At 66.8% G+C, this 14,253-nt stretch carries 15 protein-coding genes and 1 tRNA gene; 13 read left to right on the top strand and 3 right to left on the bottom strand.

The window, feature by feature from the left end; all coding sequences use genetic code 11:
- Window positions 1-2: 2 nt before the first annotated feature.
- The 7 genes from purD (at window position 3) to rng (ending at window position 6,244) form a co-directional block, all read left to right on the top strand.
- A complete protein-coding gene (purD, locus tag C4F17_RS06175; protein ID WP_081270493.1) occupies window positions 3-1,301 on the top strand; it encodes a phosphoribosylamine--glycine ligase in 1,299 nt (432 codons plus the stop codon).
- A complete protein-coding gene (hemF, locus tag C4F17_RS06170) occupies window positions 1,301-2,218 on the top strand; it encodes an oxygen-dependent coproporphyrinogen oxidase (RefSeq protein ID WP_106937454.1) in 918 nt (305 codons plus the stop codon). Before purD ends, hemF begins: the two co-directional genes overlap by 1 nt.
- Window positions 2,218-2,847: a nicotinate-nucleotide adenylyltransferase gene (gene nadD / locus C4F17_RS06165; protein ID WP_106937453.1), complete on the top strand. Its 630-nt coding sequence runs from the start codon at window positions 2,218-2,220 to the stop codon at window positions 2,845-2,847. The genes hemF and nadD overlap by 1 nt, the downstream gene beginning before the upstream one ends.
- Window positions 2,847-3,542 carry a ribosome silencing factor gene (gene rsfS, locus C4F17_RS06160; protein ID WP_106934647.1) on the top strand — a complete coding sequence of 232 codons (696 nt, stop codon included), beginning with the start codon at window positions 2,847-2,849 and terminating at the stop codon, window positions 3,540-3,542. The genes nadD and rsfS overlap by 1 nt, the downstream gene beginning before the upstream one ends.
- Window positions 3,539-4,006 carry a 23S rRNA (pseudouridine(1915)-N(3))-methyltransferase RlmH gene (rlmH, locus tag C4F17_RS06155; protein WP_081270496.1) on the top strand — a complete coding sequence of 156 codons (468 nt, stop codon included), beginning with the start codon at window positions 3,539-3,541 and terminating at the stop codon, window positions 4,004-4,006. The genes rsfS and rlmH overlap by 4 nt, the downstream gene beginning before the upstream one ends.
- A 98-nt stretch (window positions 4,007-4,104) precedes the next feature.
- The gene (locus C4F17_RS06150; RefSeq protein ID WP_106934646.1) at window positions 4,105-4,707 is read left to right on the top strand and encodes a Maf family protein; all 603 of its coding nucleotides are present in this window, start codon (window positions 4,105-4,107) and stop codon (window positions 4,705-4,707) included.
- A gap of 10 nt (window positions 4,708-4,717) precedes the next feature.
- Window positions 4,718-6,244, top strand: a complete 1,527-nt coding sequence (gene rng / locus C4F17_RS06145) for a ribonuclease G (protein WP_081270498.1) — start codon at window positions 4,718-4,720, stop codon at window positions 6,242-6,244.
- Between the two features lie 19 nt (window positions 6,245-6,263).
- Here the strand turns inward: rng and msbA are convergent, their stop codons facing one another.
- The gene (msbA, locus tag C4F17_RS06140) at window positions 6,264-8,048 is read right to left on the bottom strand and encodes a lipid A export permease/ATP-binding protein MsbA (protein WP_106934645.1); all 1,785 of its coding nucleotides are present in this window, start codon (window positions 8,046-8,048) and stop codon (window positions 6,264-6,266) included.
- A 252-nt stretch (window positions 8,049-8,300) separates the two neighbouring features.
- Between msbA and tolB the strand changes: the two genes are divergently transcribed.
- The 5 genes from tolB (at window position 8,301) to C4F17_RS06115 (ending at window position 11,809) form a co-directional block, all read left to right on the top strand.
- Window positions 8,301-9,527 carry a Tol-Pal system beta propeller repeat protein TolB gene (gene tolB, locus C4F17_RS06135; RefSeq protein WP_216639242.1) on the top strand — a complete coding sequence of 409 codons (1,227 nt, stop codon included), beginning with the start codon at window positions 8,301-8,303 and terminating at the stop codon, window positions 9,525-9,527.
- Window positions 9,528-9,551: 24 nt separating this feature from the next.
- Window positions 9,552-10,070 carry a peptidoglycan-associated lipoprotein Pal gene (pal, locus tag C4F17_RS06130; protein ID WP_106934644.1) on the top strand — a complete coding sequence of 173 codons (519 nt, stop codon included), beginning with the start codon at window positions 9,552-9,554 and terminating at the stop codon, window positions 10,068-10,070.
- Window positions 10,070-10,819: a tol-pal system protein YbgF gene (gene ybgF, locus C4F17_RS06125; RefSeq protein WP_081270502.1), complete on the top strand. Its 750-nt coding sequence runs from the start codon at window positions 10,070-10,072 to the stop codon at window positions 10,817-10,819. Before pal ends, ybgF begins: the two co-directional genes overlap by 1 nt.
- Window positions 10,820-10,838: 19 nt before the next feature.
- On the top strand, window positions 10,839-11,684 hold the full coding sequence (locus C4F17_RS06120; protein ID WP_106934643.1) for a tRNA threonylcarbamoyladenosine dehydratase: 846 nt from the start codon (window positions 10,839-10,841) through the stop codon (window positions 11,682-11,684).
- Between the two features lie 49 nt (window positions 11,685-11,733).
- Window positions 11,734-11,809, top strand: a tRNA-Lys gene (locus tag C4F17_RS06115).
- Between the two features lie 94 nt (window positions 11,810-11,903).
- Here the strand turns inward: C4F17_RS06115 and C4F17_RS06110 are convergent.
- Complete coding sequence (locus C4F17_RS06110; RefSeq protein ID WP_106934642.1) at window positions 11,904-12,404, bottom strand: pyridoxamine 5'-phosphate oxidase family protein; 501 nt, start codon at window positions 12,402-12,404, stop codon at window positions 11,904-11,906.
- Between the two features lie 177 nt (window positions 12,405-12,581).
- Between C4F17_RS06110 and C4F17_RS06105 the strand changes: the two genes are divergently transcribed.
- On the top strand, window positions 12,582-13,967 hold the full coding sequence (locus C4F17_RS06105) for an MFS transporter (protein WP_106934641.1): 1,386 nt from the start codon (window positions 12,582-12,584) through the stop codon (window positions 13,965-13,967).
- Here C4F17_RS06105 and C4F17_RS06100 read toward each other — a convergent pair.
- Complete coding sequence (locus C4F17_RS06100) at window positions 13,964-14,236, bottom strand: helix-turn-helix domain-containing protein (protein ID WP_106934640.1); 273 nt, start codon at window positions 14,234-14,236, stop codon at window positions 13,964-13,966. The genes C4F17_RS06105 and C4F17_RS06100 overlap by 4 nt on opposite strands.
- Window positions 14,237-14,253: the final 17 nt, after the last annotated feature.

Below are 14,253 nucleotides of genomic sequence, written 5' to 3'. Positions count from 1 at the left end.
GAATGAAGGTACTGGTAATTGGGGGAGGGGGCCGTGAACACGCTCTGGCGTGGCGCCTGGCGCAGGCCACCCGGGTGAGCCGCGTGTACGTGGCGCCGGGCAACGGCGGCACCGCGAGCGACGAGCGCTACGACTGCATCGACATCACCGAGCCCGCCGCGCTGCGCGAATGGGCCATCAAGGAAAAGATCGCGCTGACCGTGGTCGGCCCCGAGGCGCCGCTGGCCGCGGGCGTGGTCGACGAGTTCCGCGCGCACGGCCTGCGCATCTTCGGGCCGACGCAGGCCGCCGCGCAGCTCGAGAGCTCCAAGGCGTTCTCCAAGGCGTTCATGAAGCGCCACAAGATCCCCACGGCCGAATACGAAGCCTTCACCGACGCCGCCGCGGCGCATGCCTACATCGACGCCAAGGGCGCGCCCATCGTCGTCAAGGCCGACGGCCTGGCGGCAGGCAAGGGCGTGGTGGTGGCCATGACCGCGCAGGAAGCGCACGAGGCGGTCGACTTCATGCTGGTCGACAACAAGTTTGGCGTGTCGCACAACGAAGGCGGCGCGCGCGTCGTCATCGAAGAATTCCTGCAGGGCGAGGAAGCCAGCTTCATCGTGCTGTGCGACGGCAAGAACGTCACCGCGCTGGCCACCAGCCAGGACCACAAGCGCCTGCTCGACAACGACGAAGGCCCCAATACCGGCGGCATGGGCGCGTATTCGCCCGCGCCGGTGGTCACGGCCGAGGTGCATGCGCGCGCCATGCGCGAAATCATCCTGCCGACCATCCGCGGCATGGAAAAAGACGGCATTCCCTACACCGGCTTCCTGTACGCCGGCCTGATGATCGACGCGGCCGGCCATCCGAAGACGCTCGAATTCAACTGCCGCATGGGCGACCCCGAGACGCAGCCCATCATGATGCGGCTGAAGTCCGACCTGTTCGAGGTGTTCTGGCACGCCACCGACGGCACGCTCGACCAGGTCGAGCTGCAGTGGGACCGCCGCGTGGCGCTGGGCGTGGTGATGGCCGCGCACGGCTACCCGCTGTCGCCGCGCAAGGGCGACCGCATCACCGGCATCCCGGCCGAGGCGCCCGATGCCGTGGTGTTCCACGCCGGCACCACGCTGGAAAACGGCGAGCTCAAGACCAGCGGCGGCCGCGTGCTCTGCGTCACCGTGCTGGCCGACAGCGTCAAGCTTGCGCAGCAGCGAGCCTACGAGGTGGCGGCGCGCGTCAATTTCGACGGCGCCCAATACCGCAAGGACATCGGATTCCGCGCCGTGCACGCGCGCAACACACCCAACGCTTGATGCAGCAAACCAACCCGGCGGCGGTCGGCGACTACCTGCGCGGTCTGCAGCAGTCGATCATTTCAGCGGTGGAAAAGGCCGACGGCGGCGCCTGCGTGCGCGACGCCTGGCAAAAAGAGCCCGGTGAGCCGCTGCAGGGCCAGGGCCTGACCTGCATCCTCGAAGGCGGGGAACTGTTCGAGCGCGCCGGCTGCGGCTTCTCGCAGGTGCGCGGCCCCAGGCTGCCGCCATCGGCCACGCAGAACCGGCCCGAGCTGTCGGGCGCGCCTTTCGAGGCGATGGGCGTGTCGCTGGTGTTCCATCCGCGCAACCCCTATGTGCCGATCGTCCACATGAACGTGCGCATGCTCGCGGCACTTCCTGAAGGCGGCGAACCGGTCTGCTGGTTCGGCGGCGGCATGGACCTCACGCCGTGCTACGGCTTCGAGGAAGACGCGGTGCACTTCCACACCGTGTGCCGCGATGCGCTCGCGCCCTTCGGCGAAGACAAGTACCCGCGCTTCAAGACGTGGTGCGACGAGTATTTCTTCCTGAAGCACCGCAACGAGCAGCGCGGCATCGGCGGCATCTTCTTCGACGACTTTTCGGAAGGCGGCTTCGAGAACGGCTTTGCCTTGATGCGCTCGGTGGGCGACGGCTTCCTGCCTGCCTACCTGCCCGTGGTCGAGCGCCGCCGCGCCATGCCTTACACCGAGCGCGAGCGCAACTTCCAGCTCTACCGTCGCGGACGCTATGTCGAGTTCAACCTCGTGTGGGACCGCGGCACGCACTTCGGCCTGCAGTCCGGTGGGCGCACGGAATCGATCCTGCTGTCGATGCCGCCGCTGGCGAGCTGGGCCTACCAGCAACGGCCCGAGCCGGGCAGCCCGGAAGCCGCGCTGTACAGCGACTTCATCGTGCGGCGCGACTGGCTGTGATTTCTTCTTCCGGCAAGGTGCCGCGCATCGGTGTCTTCGGCGGCGCGTTCGATCCGCCGCACAACGCCCATGTGGCGCTGGCCGATGCCGCGCTTGCGCAGCTCGGTCTGTCCGAGCTGCATGTCATTCCCACCGGCCAGGCCTGGCACAAGAGCAGGGCGCTCACGCCGAAGGAAGACCGCCTCGCGATGACGCGGCTCGCCTTCGCGGGACTGAAAGGCACCGTCGTCGTCGACAGCCGCGAAGTGCTGCGCGACGGGCCCACCTACACGCTCGACACCCTGCACGAACTGCAGAAAGAGCAGCCCGGCGCGCAGCTCGTGCTGATCATGGGCGCCGACCAGGCCAGCGCGCTGCCGACCTGGCATGGCTGGCAGGATATACTCGGCATTGCTATCGTTTCTGTAGCGTATCGCGCATTATCGACGGGCGACACTGCTCGTTTTGATCCGAAGATGCTGCCCGGCCTCCCGGCCGGTGCGCGTTTCGAGGCGCTCGAATTGCCACCTATGGACATCAGCGCCACCGAGATTCGGCGGCGCGCGGCGCTTGGCGTGGACATTTCCTCGCTGGTTCCGGCCACGGTTGCACGCTATATTGACCAACACCACCTCTACCGCTCTGCCTGATGACCACTGAAGCCGCCGCCAAAAAAGACACCCAGAAACTCCAGCGAGCCATCATCGATGGTCTCGAAGACGTCAAGGCGCAGGACATCCAGGTATTTGACACGGAGCATCTGTCACCGCTGTTCGAGCGCGTGATCGTCGCGTCGGGCACCTCGAACCGCCAGACCAAGGCGCTGGCCGCCAGCGTGCGCGACGCCGTGCGCGAAGCCGGTTTCGGCAAGCCGCGCATCGAGGGCGAGGAAAACGGCGAGTGGATCATCGTGGACTGCGGCGCCGCGGTCGCGCACATCATGCAGCCGGCCATCCGCCAGTACTACCACCTCGAAGAGATCTGGGGCGACAAGCCGGTGCGCGCCAAGCTCGGCGGTGCCAAGCCCGCAGCGTCCACGAGTTCGTCCACCAAGGACGAGCCGGAAACCAAGAAGAAGGGCGCCGCCAAGGAGCCCACGCTGCGCCGCTCGAGCGCCGCCAAGACCGCGATCCGCGCAGCCGAGCAGGAAGCCAAGGCAGCGAAGGCACCGGCGAAGAAGGCTGCCTCCAAGACCACGGCCAAGACTGCAGCGAAGAAGGCGCCCGCCAAGAAGGCCGGCTCCACCACGGCGCGCGTGCCGGTCAAGGTCGTCGGCAAGCCGGCGGCCAAGAAGCCCGCTGCCAAGAAGGCGGCAGCCAAGAAGGCGCCAGCCCGCCGCTCATGAAGCTGCTGGTGGTTGCCGTCGGGCAGCGCATGCCCGATTGGGCACAGACTGCCTGGGACGACTACGCCAAGCGCTTTCCGCCCGAACTCAAGCTCGAGCTGCGCGCGGTCAAGACCGAGCCGCGCGGCTCCAAATCACTCGAAACCCTGTACGCCGCAGAGCGCGAGCGCATCGAAGGCGCCATTGCGCGCGGCATGCGCATCGTCGTGCTCGACGAGCGCGGCACCGCGCTGACCACCAAGGCGCTGGCGGCCCGGCTGCAGTCCTGGCAAGGCGAGGGCGACGATGTCGCGCTTGTCATCGGCGGTCCCGACGGACTCGATCCGGCTTTCAAGGCCGCAGCCCACGAGCGCATCCGGCTGTCCGACCTGACCCTGCCGCACGCGATGGCGCGGGTGCTGCTGGTCGAGCAGCTGTACCGGGCCTGGTCGGTGAACGCAGGCCATCCCTACCACCGCGAATGAAGCGCCCCGGCGGGCGGGATGCGGCTGCTGCGCGGCTTCATCCACCAGGCCGGCCGGCTGCGGCGCGGCGGGCAGCAGCTTCGCAGGAGAACTGAACCTTGTCCGACTTCATCTACCTCGCCTCGCAAAGCCCGCGCCGTGCGCAGCTGCTCGGCCAGCTCGGTATTCGCCATGCATTGCTGCTCGCCGACGCCGACGAAGACGCAGAGTCGCTCGAAGCGGCGCTGCCGAACGAGGCGCCGGCCTCCTACGTGCAGCGCGTGACCGCCCTCAAGCTCGATGCGGCCGTGGCGCGGCTGCGGCGGCGCGGGCTGGCCAGCGCGCCGGTGCTCTGCGCCGACACCACCGTCGCGCTGGGCCGCACCATCCTCGGCAAGCCCGACGACGCCGCGGATGCCGCGCGCATGCTCGCCATGCTCTCGGGCACCACGCACCGCGTGCTGACGGCCGTGGCCCTGCAGGACGGCGACCGGCGCCATGCCGCGCTCAGCGTCTCCCGCGTGCGCTTCGCGAAGATCAACGAGTCGCAGATTGCCCGCTACGCCGAAAGCGGCGAGCCGCTCGGCAAGGCCGGGGCCTATGCCATCCAGGGCGCGGCGGCTGCGTTCATCGAGCACATCAGCGGGTCCTATTCGGGCATCATGGGACTTCCCATGTTCGAGACCGCCGAGCTGCTCCGTGGCGCCGGTTTCAATACCTGACAAGAATTCCATGCAAGACATCCTGATCAACTGGTCCCCGCAGGAGACCCGTGTGGCGCTGGTCGAGCACGGCGCGGTGCAAGAGCTGCACGTCGAGCGCACGCTGGAGCGCGGGCTGGTCGGCAACATCTACCTCGGCAAGGTGTCGCGTGTGCTGCCGGGCATGCAGTCGGCCTTCATCGACATCGGCCTGGAGCGCACCGCCTTCCTGCACGTGGCCGACATCGTGGCGCCGTTCACGCCGGGCTCGCGGCCCAGCGCGCCGGCGCCGGAACGGGACCACCGCAACGGCGGGCCGATGGTGCCCATCGAGAAGCAGGTGTTCGAAGGCCAGTCGCTGCTGGTGCAGGTCATCAAGGACCCGATCGGCACCAAGGGCGCGCGGCTGTCGACGCAGATCAGCATCGCCGGGCGGCTGCTGGTGTTCCTGCCGCAGGACAACCATATCGGCGTGTCGCAGAAGATTCCTTCGGACCAGCGCGAGTCGCTGCGCAACCGCATGCTGGCGCTGATCGAGGCGGCCGCGGCGGCCGACAGCGGCGGCGTGGTGCCGGCGAACACCGGCGGCTTCATCCTGCGCACCAACGGCGAGGATTCGTCCGACCCCGAGCTGGCCGAAGACATTGCCTACCTGCGCAAGACATGGTCGCGCATCCGCGACGCCTCGATGCGCATGCCGGCGATGTCGCTGCTGCACCAGGACCTGAGCCTGCTGCAGCGGGTGCTGCGCGACATGACGGGCGAAGACACGCAGACCATCCGCATCGACTCGCGCGAGCAGTTCGAGGTGCTGCTGAAGTTCGGCCTCGAATTCATGCCCAAGGCGGCCGGCAAGCTGCAGCACTACAAGGGCGAGCGGCCGATCTTCGACCTGTATTCGGTCGACGAGGAAATCGCCAAGGCGCTGGGGCGGCGCGTCGAGCTCAAGTCGGGCGGCTACCTCGTGGTCGACCAGACCGAGGCGCTGACCACGGTGGACGTGAACACCGGCGGCTTCGTCGGCGCACGCAACTTCGACGACACCATCTTCAAGACCAACCTGGAGGCGGCGCAGGCCATTGCGCGGCAGCTGCGGCTTCGCAACCTGGGCGGGATCATCATCGTCGACTTCATCGACATGGGGCGCGACGACCACCGCGAGCAGGTGCTGGCCGAATTCCGCAAGCAACTGGCGCGCGACCGGGTGAAGACGACGGCTGGCGGCTTCTCGCAGCTTGGCCTGGTCGAGATGACGCGCAAGCGCACGCGCGAATCGCTGGCGCACATGCTGTGCGAACCCTGCGCGGCCTGCGGCGGGCAGGGCATCGTGAAGACCGCGCGCAGCGTGGCCTACGACGTGATGCGGGAGATATTGCGCGAGGCGCGCCAGTTCACGCCACGCGAGTTCCGCATCGTGTCGTCGCCGCAGGTCATCGAACTGTTCCTCGACGAGGAAAGCCAGCACCTGGCGGGCCTGAGCGACTTCATCGGCAAGCCGATTTCGCTGCAGTCCGAGCCGGCGATCGGGCAGGGGCAGTACGACATCGTGCTGCTCTGACCTGACCGCTTTGCGCTGATCAGAGCGTCGGGTCTTGCCCCGGCGGCGCGCTGCGCACCGCCAGCGTCTGCAGCCGCGCATACAGGCCGTCGAGCTGCATCAGCTGCTCGTGGCTGCCTTGCTCGGCAATGCGGCCTTGCTCCATCACGATGATGCGGTCCGCGTGCTGGATGGTCGACAGGCGGTGGGCCACGATCAGCGTGGTGCGGTTCTGCATGAGGCGCTGCAGGGCGTCCTGCACGAGGCGCTCCGATTCGGTGTCGAGCGCGGAGGTGGCCTCGTCGAGCAGCAGCACCGGCGCGTTCTTGTAGAGCGCACGGGCGATGGCCAAGCGCTGGCGTTGGCCGCCCGAGAGCTGCGTGGCGTTGTGGCCCAGCACGGTGTCGATGCCCTGGGGCAGGTTCTCCACGTGCGAGCTCAGGTTGGCCGCCTCTATGCATTGCAGCACGCGTTCGCGATCGATTTCCGCGCCCAGCGCCACGTTGGCCGCGAGGGTCTCGTTGAGCATCACCACGTCCTGGCTGACCATCGCGAACTGCGCACGCAGGCTCTTCAGCTGCCATTCGCTGGTGTCGTGTCCGTCGAGCAGCACCTGGCCGCTGCTGGGTTGCACGAAGCGTGGCAGCAGGTTCACCAGCGTGGTCTTGCCCGAACCCGAAGGCCCGACGAAGGCCACCACCTGGCCGGGTTGGATGGTCAGGCTCACGCCGTCGAGGGCGCGCTGCTCGTCGTCGCCGCGGTAGCTGACCTGCACGTTGCGCAGTTCGATGTGGCCATCGGCGTGGTCGAGATGGAACGTGCCCTGCGACTCCGGGGCGACCTCGTCGATCAGCACCAGTCCGCGCTCCAGTGCGGCCAGTCCGCGCGTGATCGGCCCGGCCACCTCGGCCAGCCGGCGGATGGGCGCGATCAGCATCAGCATGGCCGTGATGTAGGCAACGAAGCCGCCCACGGTGAAGCCCTGCTTGCCGCTTTGCCACAGCGCGATCATCACCACCACCGACAGCGCCAGCGAGGCCATCATCTGCGTGAGCGGCGTGGTCGCGGCCTGGGCGATGGTCGACTTCACGGCCAGTCGGTTCAGGCGCTGGCTCAGCTGTTCGAAGCGATGGCCCTGGGCGCCTTCGGCCCCGTGCAGGCGCACCACGCGGTGGGCGAGCACGTTTTCCTCGACCACGTAGGCCAGCTCGTCGGTGGCCTGCTGGCCCTGCTGCGTGAGCCGGTAGAGCCGCTTGGAGAACACCTTCATGATCCACGAGATGCTGGGCACCAGGAAGGCCACGATGAGAGTGAGCTTCCAGTTCAGGTAGACCAGATAGCCCAGCAGCGCGATCAGCGTGAAGCCGTCGCGCGACAGGCCGAGCAGCGCCTGCACCAGCAGCATCGCGCCGGTCTGTACTTCGTAGACCACGGTGTTCGAAAGCGCGCTGGCCGACTGCCGCGCGAACAGCGCGAGCTCGGCGCCGAGCAGGCGCTCGAACATCACCCGCCGCAGCTTCTGCATGCCCTCGTTGGCGATGCGCGAGAGGGCGTACTGGGAAATGAACTGGGCGATGCCGCGCACCGCGAACAGCAGCAGCACGGCGGCGGGCACGAACCAGAGCGGCATCTCGCCGCGCGTGAAGCCGCGGTCGAGCAGCGGCTTGAGCAGGGCGGCCATGAGCGGCTCGGTGATTGCCGCCAGCATCGCCCCGCTCAATCCAAGGGCCCACCATTGGCGCGAGCCGCCGAACCAGGTCATGAGTCGCGCCAGGCGGCGCATCAGGGGAGGGCGAGGAGTCTCGCCGCCGGGGGAAGCTTGCATGGCGGCGGATTCTACGGGTGGGCCCGTTTCGGGCTTCCTGAAGTGATTCTGTAGGACCGCGCCGCTGGATAAACGTTTTGTGACGGCGTCTCCAAACCAGTGTGTAACATGTGGCCCGTCAAGCCGGGGAGAACTTTTTACCCGGAAACCTCTCCGAACCGCATGAACAAGCCGTTGCCAACTCCAATTCCAACTCCTTCTTCATCGCTATTTGCACGCCGCACTCTCATTGCGGCACTTGCCGCCACTCCCATGCTTCCTGCACTGGCCCAGTTCCGGGTCGAAGTGTCGGGCGTCGGGCTGACGCAGCTGCCAATCGCGCTTGTTCCCTTCAAGGGCCAGGAATCCTCCCCGCAGAAAATCTCCGACATCGTCCAGGCCGATCTGGAGCGAAGCGGCCAGTTCCGTGGCGTCGATGCCTCCGGCCAGGCGCTGGACGAAGCATCGCGCCCCGACCTGTCGCTGTGGCGGCAGCGCACCGCCGACTCGCTCGTGGTGGGCAGCGTCAGCCGCCTGGCCGACGGCCGTTTCGACGTGCGTTTCCGCCTGTGGGACGTGGTCAAGGGCCAGGACCTCGGCGGCCAGAGCTACACGGTGCCGCAAGGCGACCTGCGCCTGGCTTCGCACCGCATCGCTGACTACGTCTATGAAAAGCTGACCGGCGAAAAAGGCATCTTCTCGACGCGCATCGCCTACGTCACCAAGGCCGGCAGCCGCTATTCGCTGTGGGTGGCCGACGCCGACGGCGAGAACGCGCAAGCCGCGCTGGCCAGCCCCGAGCCGATAATCTCGCCCTGCTGGTCGTCCAACGGCCAGCAACTGGCGTATGTGTCCTTCGAGTCGCGCAAGCCGGTCGTCTACGTGCACAACGTGGCCAGTGGCCAGCGCCGCCTGCTCGCGAACTTCAAGGGGTCGAACAGCGCACCTGCATGGGCGCCCGACGGCAATTCGCTGGCGGTCACCCTCAGCCGTGACGGCGGCTCGCAGCTCTTCACCATTCCGGCCGGCGGCGGCGAACCGCGCCGCCTCACGCAAAGCTCGAGCATCGACACCGAGCCGGCGTTCTCGGCCGACGGCAGCACCATCTACTTCGTCAGCGACCGTGGCGGTGCCCCGCAGATCTACAAGATGGGCGCTGGTGGCGGCAACCCGACGCGCGTGACCTTCAGCGGCACCTACAACATTTCTCCGGCTGTCAGCGGCGATGGCCGGTGGTTGGCCTACATCTCCCGTGTGGGAGGTGCATTCAAACTCCATGTGATGGAGTTGGCCACCGGCAATGTCAGCGCCATCACGGATACCACCGCCGACGAGAGCCCGAGTTTTGCCCCGAACAGCAAATTGATCGTCTACGCCACGCAGCTGCAAGGCCGCGAGGCACTGATGACGACCACTTTGGATGGAAAAATAAAGGCACGACTGGCTGGGCAGGCGGGAGACATAAGAGAACCGGACTGGGGTCCGTTTCAAAAGCAATGATTAGGTTTACTTGAGGAGTTCCAAATGTTGAAACGTACGATCTATTCGCTGGCCATCGTGGCTCTTATTGCCGGTTGCTCGTCGGGCACGAAGCTCAACGAAACGCCGGTGACCGACCGCTCCGGCACCGCCGGCGGCCAGCAAGGTGGCGCTAGCGCCGTGGCTCCCGTGACCATCGATCCGAACGCGGGCACCGCGCAAGGTCCGGTGGGCGTGGCGCGCATCATCTACTTCGATTACGACAGCTACACGGTCAAGCCCGAGTTCCAGTCGGCCATCGACGGTCATGCACGTTTCCTCAAGGCCAACCCGCAGCGCCGCGTGTCGATCGAAGGTCACACCGACGAACGCGGCGGCCGCGAATACAACCTGGCGCTGGGCCAGAAGCGCTCCGAAGCCGTGCGTCGTGCACTGACCCTGCTGGGCGTGAACGACAACCAGATCGAAGCCGTGAGCTTCGGCAAGGAAAAGCCGGCCGTCCAGGGTTCGGGTGAAGAAGTCTGGGCGCAGAACCGTCGCGCCGAAATCACGTACCGCCAGTGATGCACCGCGCTGTGTTGCGAGGCGCGGCGCTGGCTGCCGCCTTGCTTTGTGTCTCGGTGGGGTCGCAGGCCGCACTGTTCGAGGATGACGAGGCCCGCCGCGCCATCCTCGACTTGCGCCAGCGCGTCGAGGCCATGCGCCAGCAAACCGACCAGCGACTGACCGACGAGAACGGCCAACTGCGTCGCAGCTTGCTCGATCTGCAGAACCAGATCGAACAGATGCGAGGCGACCTGGCGCGCATGACCGGCCAGAACGAGCAGCTCACGCGCACCGTGAGCGAAATGCAGTCGCGCCAGACCACCCTCGACGACAAGCTCAAGCAGAGCGAGCCTTCGAAGGTGTCGGTGGACGGCCGCGAGTTCAACGCCGATCCGAAGGAAAAGGCCGATTTCGACGCCGCCCTCGGTGTGTTCCGCTCGGGCCAGTTCGCGCAGGCGCAGACCGCGTTCGCCGAATTCGTCAAGCGCTACCCGCAGAGCGGCTACAACGCCTCGGCGCTGTTCTGGCTGGGCAACGCCCAGTACGCCACGCGCAACTACAACGAAGCGATCGCGAATTTCCGCTCGATGCTGTCGCTCGCGCCCGACCATGCCAAGGCCCCCGAGGCCGTGCTGTCGATCGCGAACTGCCAGATCGAACTGAAGGACACGCGCGCCGCTCGCCGCACGCTGGAAGACCTGACCAAGGCCTACCCGCAGTCGGAAGCCGCGCAAGCCGGCCGCGAGCGCCTTTCGCGTTTGCGCTGATGCAGGCGGAGCTTTCCGCTTGAGCGCGATCATCACTGCCGCAATCACCACTCCTCCTGCCGCCGCGGATGTCGTCATCGACACCGCGGCGCCCGACCATGCGCGCCGCTTCGGCGGACTGGAGCGCCTGTACGGCGTGGCGGGTGCGGCACGCATCCGCCATGCGCACGTGCTGGTCGTCGGCATCGGCGGGGTGGGGTCGTGGGCGGTCGAGGCGCTGGCACGCAGCGGGGTCGGGCGGCTGACGCTGGTCGACCTGGACCACGTGTCCGAATCGAACATCAACCGCCAGATCCACGCGCTCGATGCGACCGTGGGCCAGGCGAAGGTCGAGGCCATGCGCGACCGCATTGCGCAGATCAACCCGGACTGCAGGGTGCTGGCGGTGGACGAGTTCGTGGAGCCGAGCAACTGGACGAGCGTGCTCGAGGCCGCGCAGGCAGCGAACGGCCCGGTGACAGCTGTCGTCGACGCATGCGACCAGGTAAAGGCCAAGCTGACGATGGCCGCATGGGCACGCGCTTCGCGCGCCGCCTTCATCACCGTGGGCGCGGCGGGCGGCAAGCGGCAGGCACACAAGGTCGACATCGACGACCTGTCGCTTGTCACGCACGACCCGCTGCTGGCCCAACTGCGCCAACGCCTGCGCAAGGAGCACGGCGCTCCACGCGAAGGCCGCAAGATCGGCGTGACCTGCGTCTTCAGCCGCGAGAGCGTGGCGCCGCCCGATGCTTCCTGCGCGATCGAAGGCGACGGTTCGCTCAACTGCCACGGCTATGGATCGGTCGTGAGCGTGACCGCGACTTTCGGCCAATGTGCGGCAGGTTGGGTTCTCGACAAAATCGCCTCAAACCTCACGCTATAATCTTAGGCTTTGCTGGATTCAACGCCGGCAAGAAGCAAAGAATGGTTCCGGGACGTTAGCTCAGTTGGTAGAGCAGCGGACTTTTAATCCGTTGGTCACTGGTTCGAATCCAGTACGTCCTACCAGAACTCCAGAGCGCTCGCCATACAGGCCGAGCGCTCTTTTTTTTGCGGCGGGCCAGCTCGCAATATCAACAGCGCGCGGCCCTCTACGCTCTGCTCAGAGCGCGACTTTCTTGTGTTCGCCGAGATCCTTCGGCGGCTCGCCCGTGATGGCGGCCTTCGCCATCTTGTACAGCTGCACCATCTTGCTGTCGTCCACGTCCCAGTATTCCGCACCGACCACGGTCACGGCGAGCAGGCCGAGGTTGGGGTCGGTCGGGCCGTTGGGGAACCAGGCCTGCGCCATCTTGTTGAAGAGCGCCTCTTTCTTTGCCTGGTCTTCGAGCAGCGCGGCATTGCCCGACACGGACACGTAGCTGTCGTCGTCGGTGTTCGCATACGCGATGTTCACCACCGGGTCGCTGGCGACGTGGCGCGCGATGTCGCCGTTCTTGGGCACGAAGAAGTAGAGCGTGCGCACGTCGTCGCCGTCCTTGTTCTGCGTGGTCAGGGGATGGCTGTGCAGCTGGCCGTCGCCGTGGCGGTGGGTCAGCATGCCGAAGCGGGTGTCCTTGATGAGGTCCCAGAGCTTGCTTTGGTCGTTGGTTGTCGTCGTCATGTCGGAACTCCAGAAAAGTGAAGCTAAAGAAGGGATCGCGATGGATGTGTGCGATCAGGAAGAGATCTCACCGTAAGCGCGCCGCACGCCGCGCCGTGAGGACACACGGCGCACAGCCGTGTGGTCCCACGCCGACAAGACCTGCCAGGGACAACGCTCGCCGTTGACAATGTCCTCATGCCGCCGCGCCACCGCATCGTTCCCCTCATCGTCGCCTCGCCTCTGTTCCTGCAGAACCTCGACACCTCGGTCATGGCAACGGCGCTGCCGACCATCGCGAGTGCGCTCGATGTGAGCGTGCTGCACCTGAACCTCGCGATCACTTCCTACCTGCTGAGCCTGGCGGTTTTTCTTCCCGTCAGCGGCTGGCTGGCCGAGCGCTTCGGGCCCCGGCGGGTGTTCTGCGTGGCGGTGGCTTTCTTCTCGCTGGGCTCGACCTTGTGCGGCGCCGCGCAGACGCTGCCGCAGCTGGTGGCGTTCCGGGTGCTGCAGGGGCTGGGCGGCGCGATGATGCTGCCGGTGGGGCGGCTGATTCTTCTGCGCAGCGTGCCGCCGGCGCAGATGGTGTCGGCCATGGTGTGGTTCACCGTGCCGCCCGCGTTCGGCCGGCTGGCCGGTCCGCTGTTCGGCGGCGCCATCGTCACGCTGGCTTCGTGGCGGTGGATCTTCCTCGTCAACATCCCGTTCGGCCTGCTTGCGATTGCCGGTGCGCTGCGCTTCATCAACGACCTGCCCGAGGACAGCTCGCCCGCGCCCTTCGACCTCGAGGGCTTCGTGCTGCTGGCCGTGGGCCTGACGTCGCTGCTCGGCAGCCTGGAGATGGTCGGCAAGTCGCTGCTGCCGGTGCAGGCGATCTGGGCGATGGCGGGATTCGGCTTGCTGGTGTCGCTGGTGTATCACCTGCGAAGCCGCAACAAGGCAGCGCCGCTGATCGACCTGGGCATCTTGCGGTTCAGTACCTACCGTGCATCGATCATCGGCGGCACGCCACTGCGCATCGCCATCGGTGCCTCGCCGTTCCTGCTGCCGCTGATGTTGCAGCTGGGCTTCGGGCTATCGCCGCTGGCCTCGGGCAGCCTGACGATGGCCACCGCGCTGGGCTCGCTGGCCACGCGCACCCTGATGGCCAAGGCGATCCGCACGATCGGTTTCCGCTCGCTGCTCATCGGCGCGACCTGCCTGACCAGCCTTTGCTACGTGAGCTACGGCCACTTCCGCCCGAGCACCCCGCATGTGCAGATCTTCGTCACGCTGCTGTTCGGCGGGCTGGTGAACTCGATGGCGATGGTGTCGCTGCAGACCCTCGGCTTTTCGCAGATTCCCAAGCCACGCATGAGCCACGCTGCCACGCTCAACAGCATGGCGCAGCAGCTGTCGCTGAGCCTGGGCGTGACGCTCGGCGCCACGCTGGTCACGCTGGCCGCGTGGTGGAACGGCAGCGGCGCGGATCGGCTCACGGCGGAAGATTTTTCTCCGGCATTCGGCGTGGTGGGGGCGATGACGTTGCTGTCGCTGCTGTCGTTCACCAAGCTGTCGAAGGAGGAGGGGGCGGGCTTGCGCTAGGGCTTTTGCGATTCATTCGCCCCGGGCTGCTCCAGCTTCACCGAAATGCCATAGAGCGCCAGCATCCCCACCATGTGCCCGACCGAAACCCCGGGCTCGCCCGATTCGATGCGCGCGATCGTCTGCACATGAACCCCCAGCCGCGCACCCGCGGCGGCCTGGCCTTCGCCGGCGCTCGTGCGCGCCAGCTTGGCCGCGGCGCCCAGCGCCTTGATGGTCTGGAGGGCGTCTTCCCCGATATCGACTGAAATTCGTTTGCCTTGGGCCATTTGCGCATTGTCTGCCA

This window comes from Variovorax sp. PMC12 (assembly GCF_003019815.1).
GTDB lineage: Bacteria > Pseudomonadota > Gammaproteobacteria > Burkholderiales > Burkholderiaceae_C > Variovorax.
The sequence above is the reverse complement of the archived record's forward strand: the minus strand, read 5'-3'. Positions and strand labels throughout refer to the sequence as shown.

Coding starts and splice junctions, on each gene's coding strand:
- C4F17_RS06100 (WP_106934640.1), bottom strand. CDS start 14,236: ATGGCCCAAGGCAAACGAATTTCAGTCGATATCGGGGAAGACGCCCTC.
- purD (WP_081270493.1), top strand. CDS start 3: ATGAAGGTACTGGTAATTGGGGGAGGGGGCCGTGAACACGCTCTGGCG.
- hemF (WP_106937454.1), top strand. CDS start 1,301: ATGCAGCAAACCAACCCGGCGGCGGTCGGCGACTACCTGCGCGGTCTG.
- tolB (WP_216639242.1), top strand. CDS start 8,301: ATGCTTCCTGCACTGGCCCAGTTCCGGGTCGAAGTGTCGGGCGTCGGG.
- rng (WP_081270498.1), top strand. CDS start 4,718: ATGCAAGACATCCTGATCAACTGGTCCCCGCAGGAGACCCGTGTGGCG.
- pal (WP_106934644.1), top strand. CDS start 9,552: ATGTTGAAACGTACGATCTATTCGCTGGCCATCGTGGCTCTTATTGCC.
- msbA (WP_106934645.1), bottom strand. CDS start 8,048: ATGCAAGCTTCCCCCGGCGGCGAGACTCCTCGCCCTCCCCTGATGCGC.
- rsfS (WP_106934647.1), top strand. CDS start 2,847: ATGACCACTGAAGCCGCCGCCAAAAAAGACACCCAGAAACTCCAGCGA.
- rlmH (WP_081270496.1), top strand. CDS start 3,539: ATGAAGCTGCTGGTGGTTGCCGTCGGGCAGCGCATGCCCGATTGGGCA.
- C4F17_RS06110 (WP_106934642.1), bottom strand. CDS start 12,404: ATGACGACGACAACCAACGACCAAAGCAAGCTCTGGGACCTCATCAAG.
- C4F17_RS06105 (WP_106934641.1), top strand. CDS start 12,582: ATGCCGCCGCGCCACCGCATCGTTCCCCTCATCGTCGCCTCGCCTCTG.
- ybgF (WP_081270502.1), top strand. CDS start 10,070: ATGCACCGCGCTGTGTTGCGAGGCGCGGCGCTGGCTGCCGCCTTGCTT.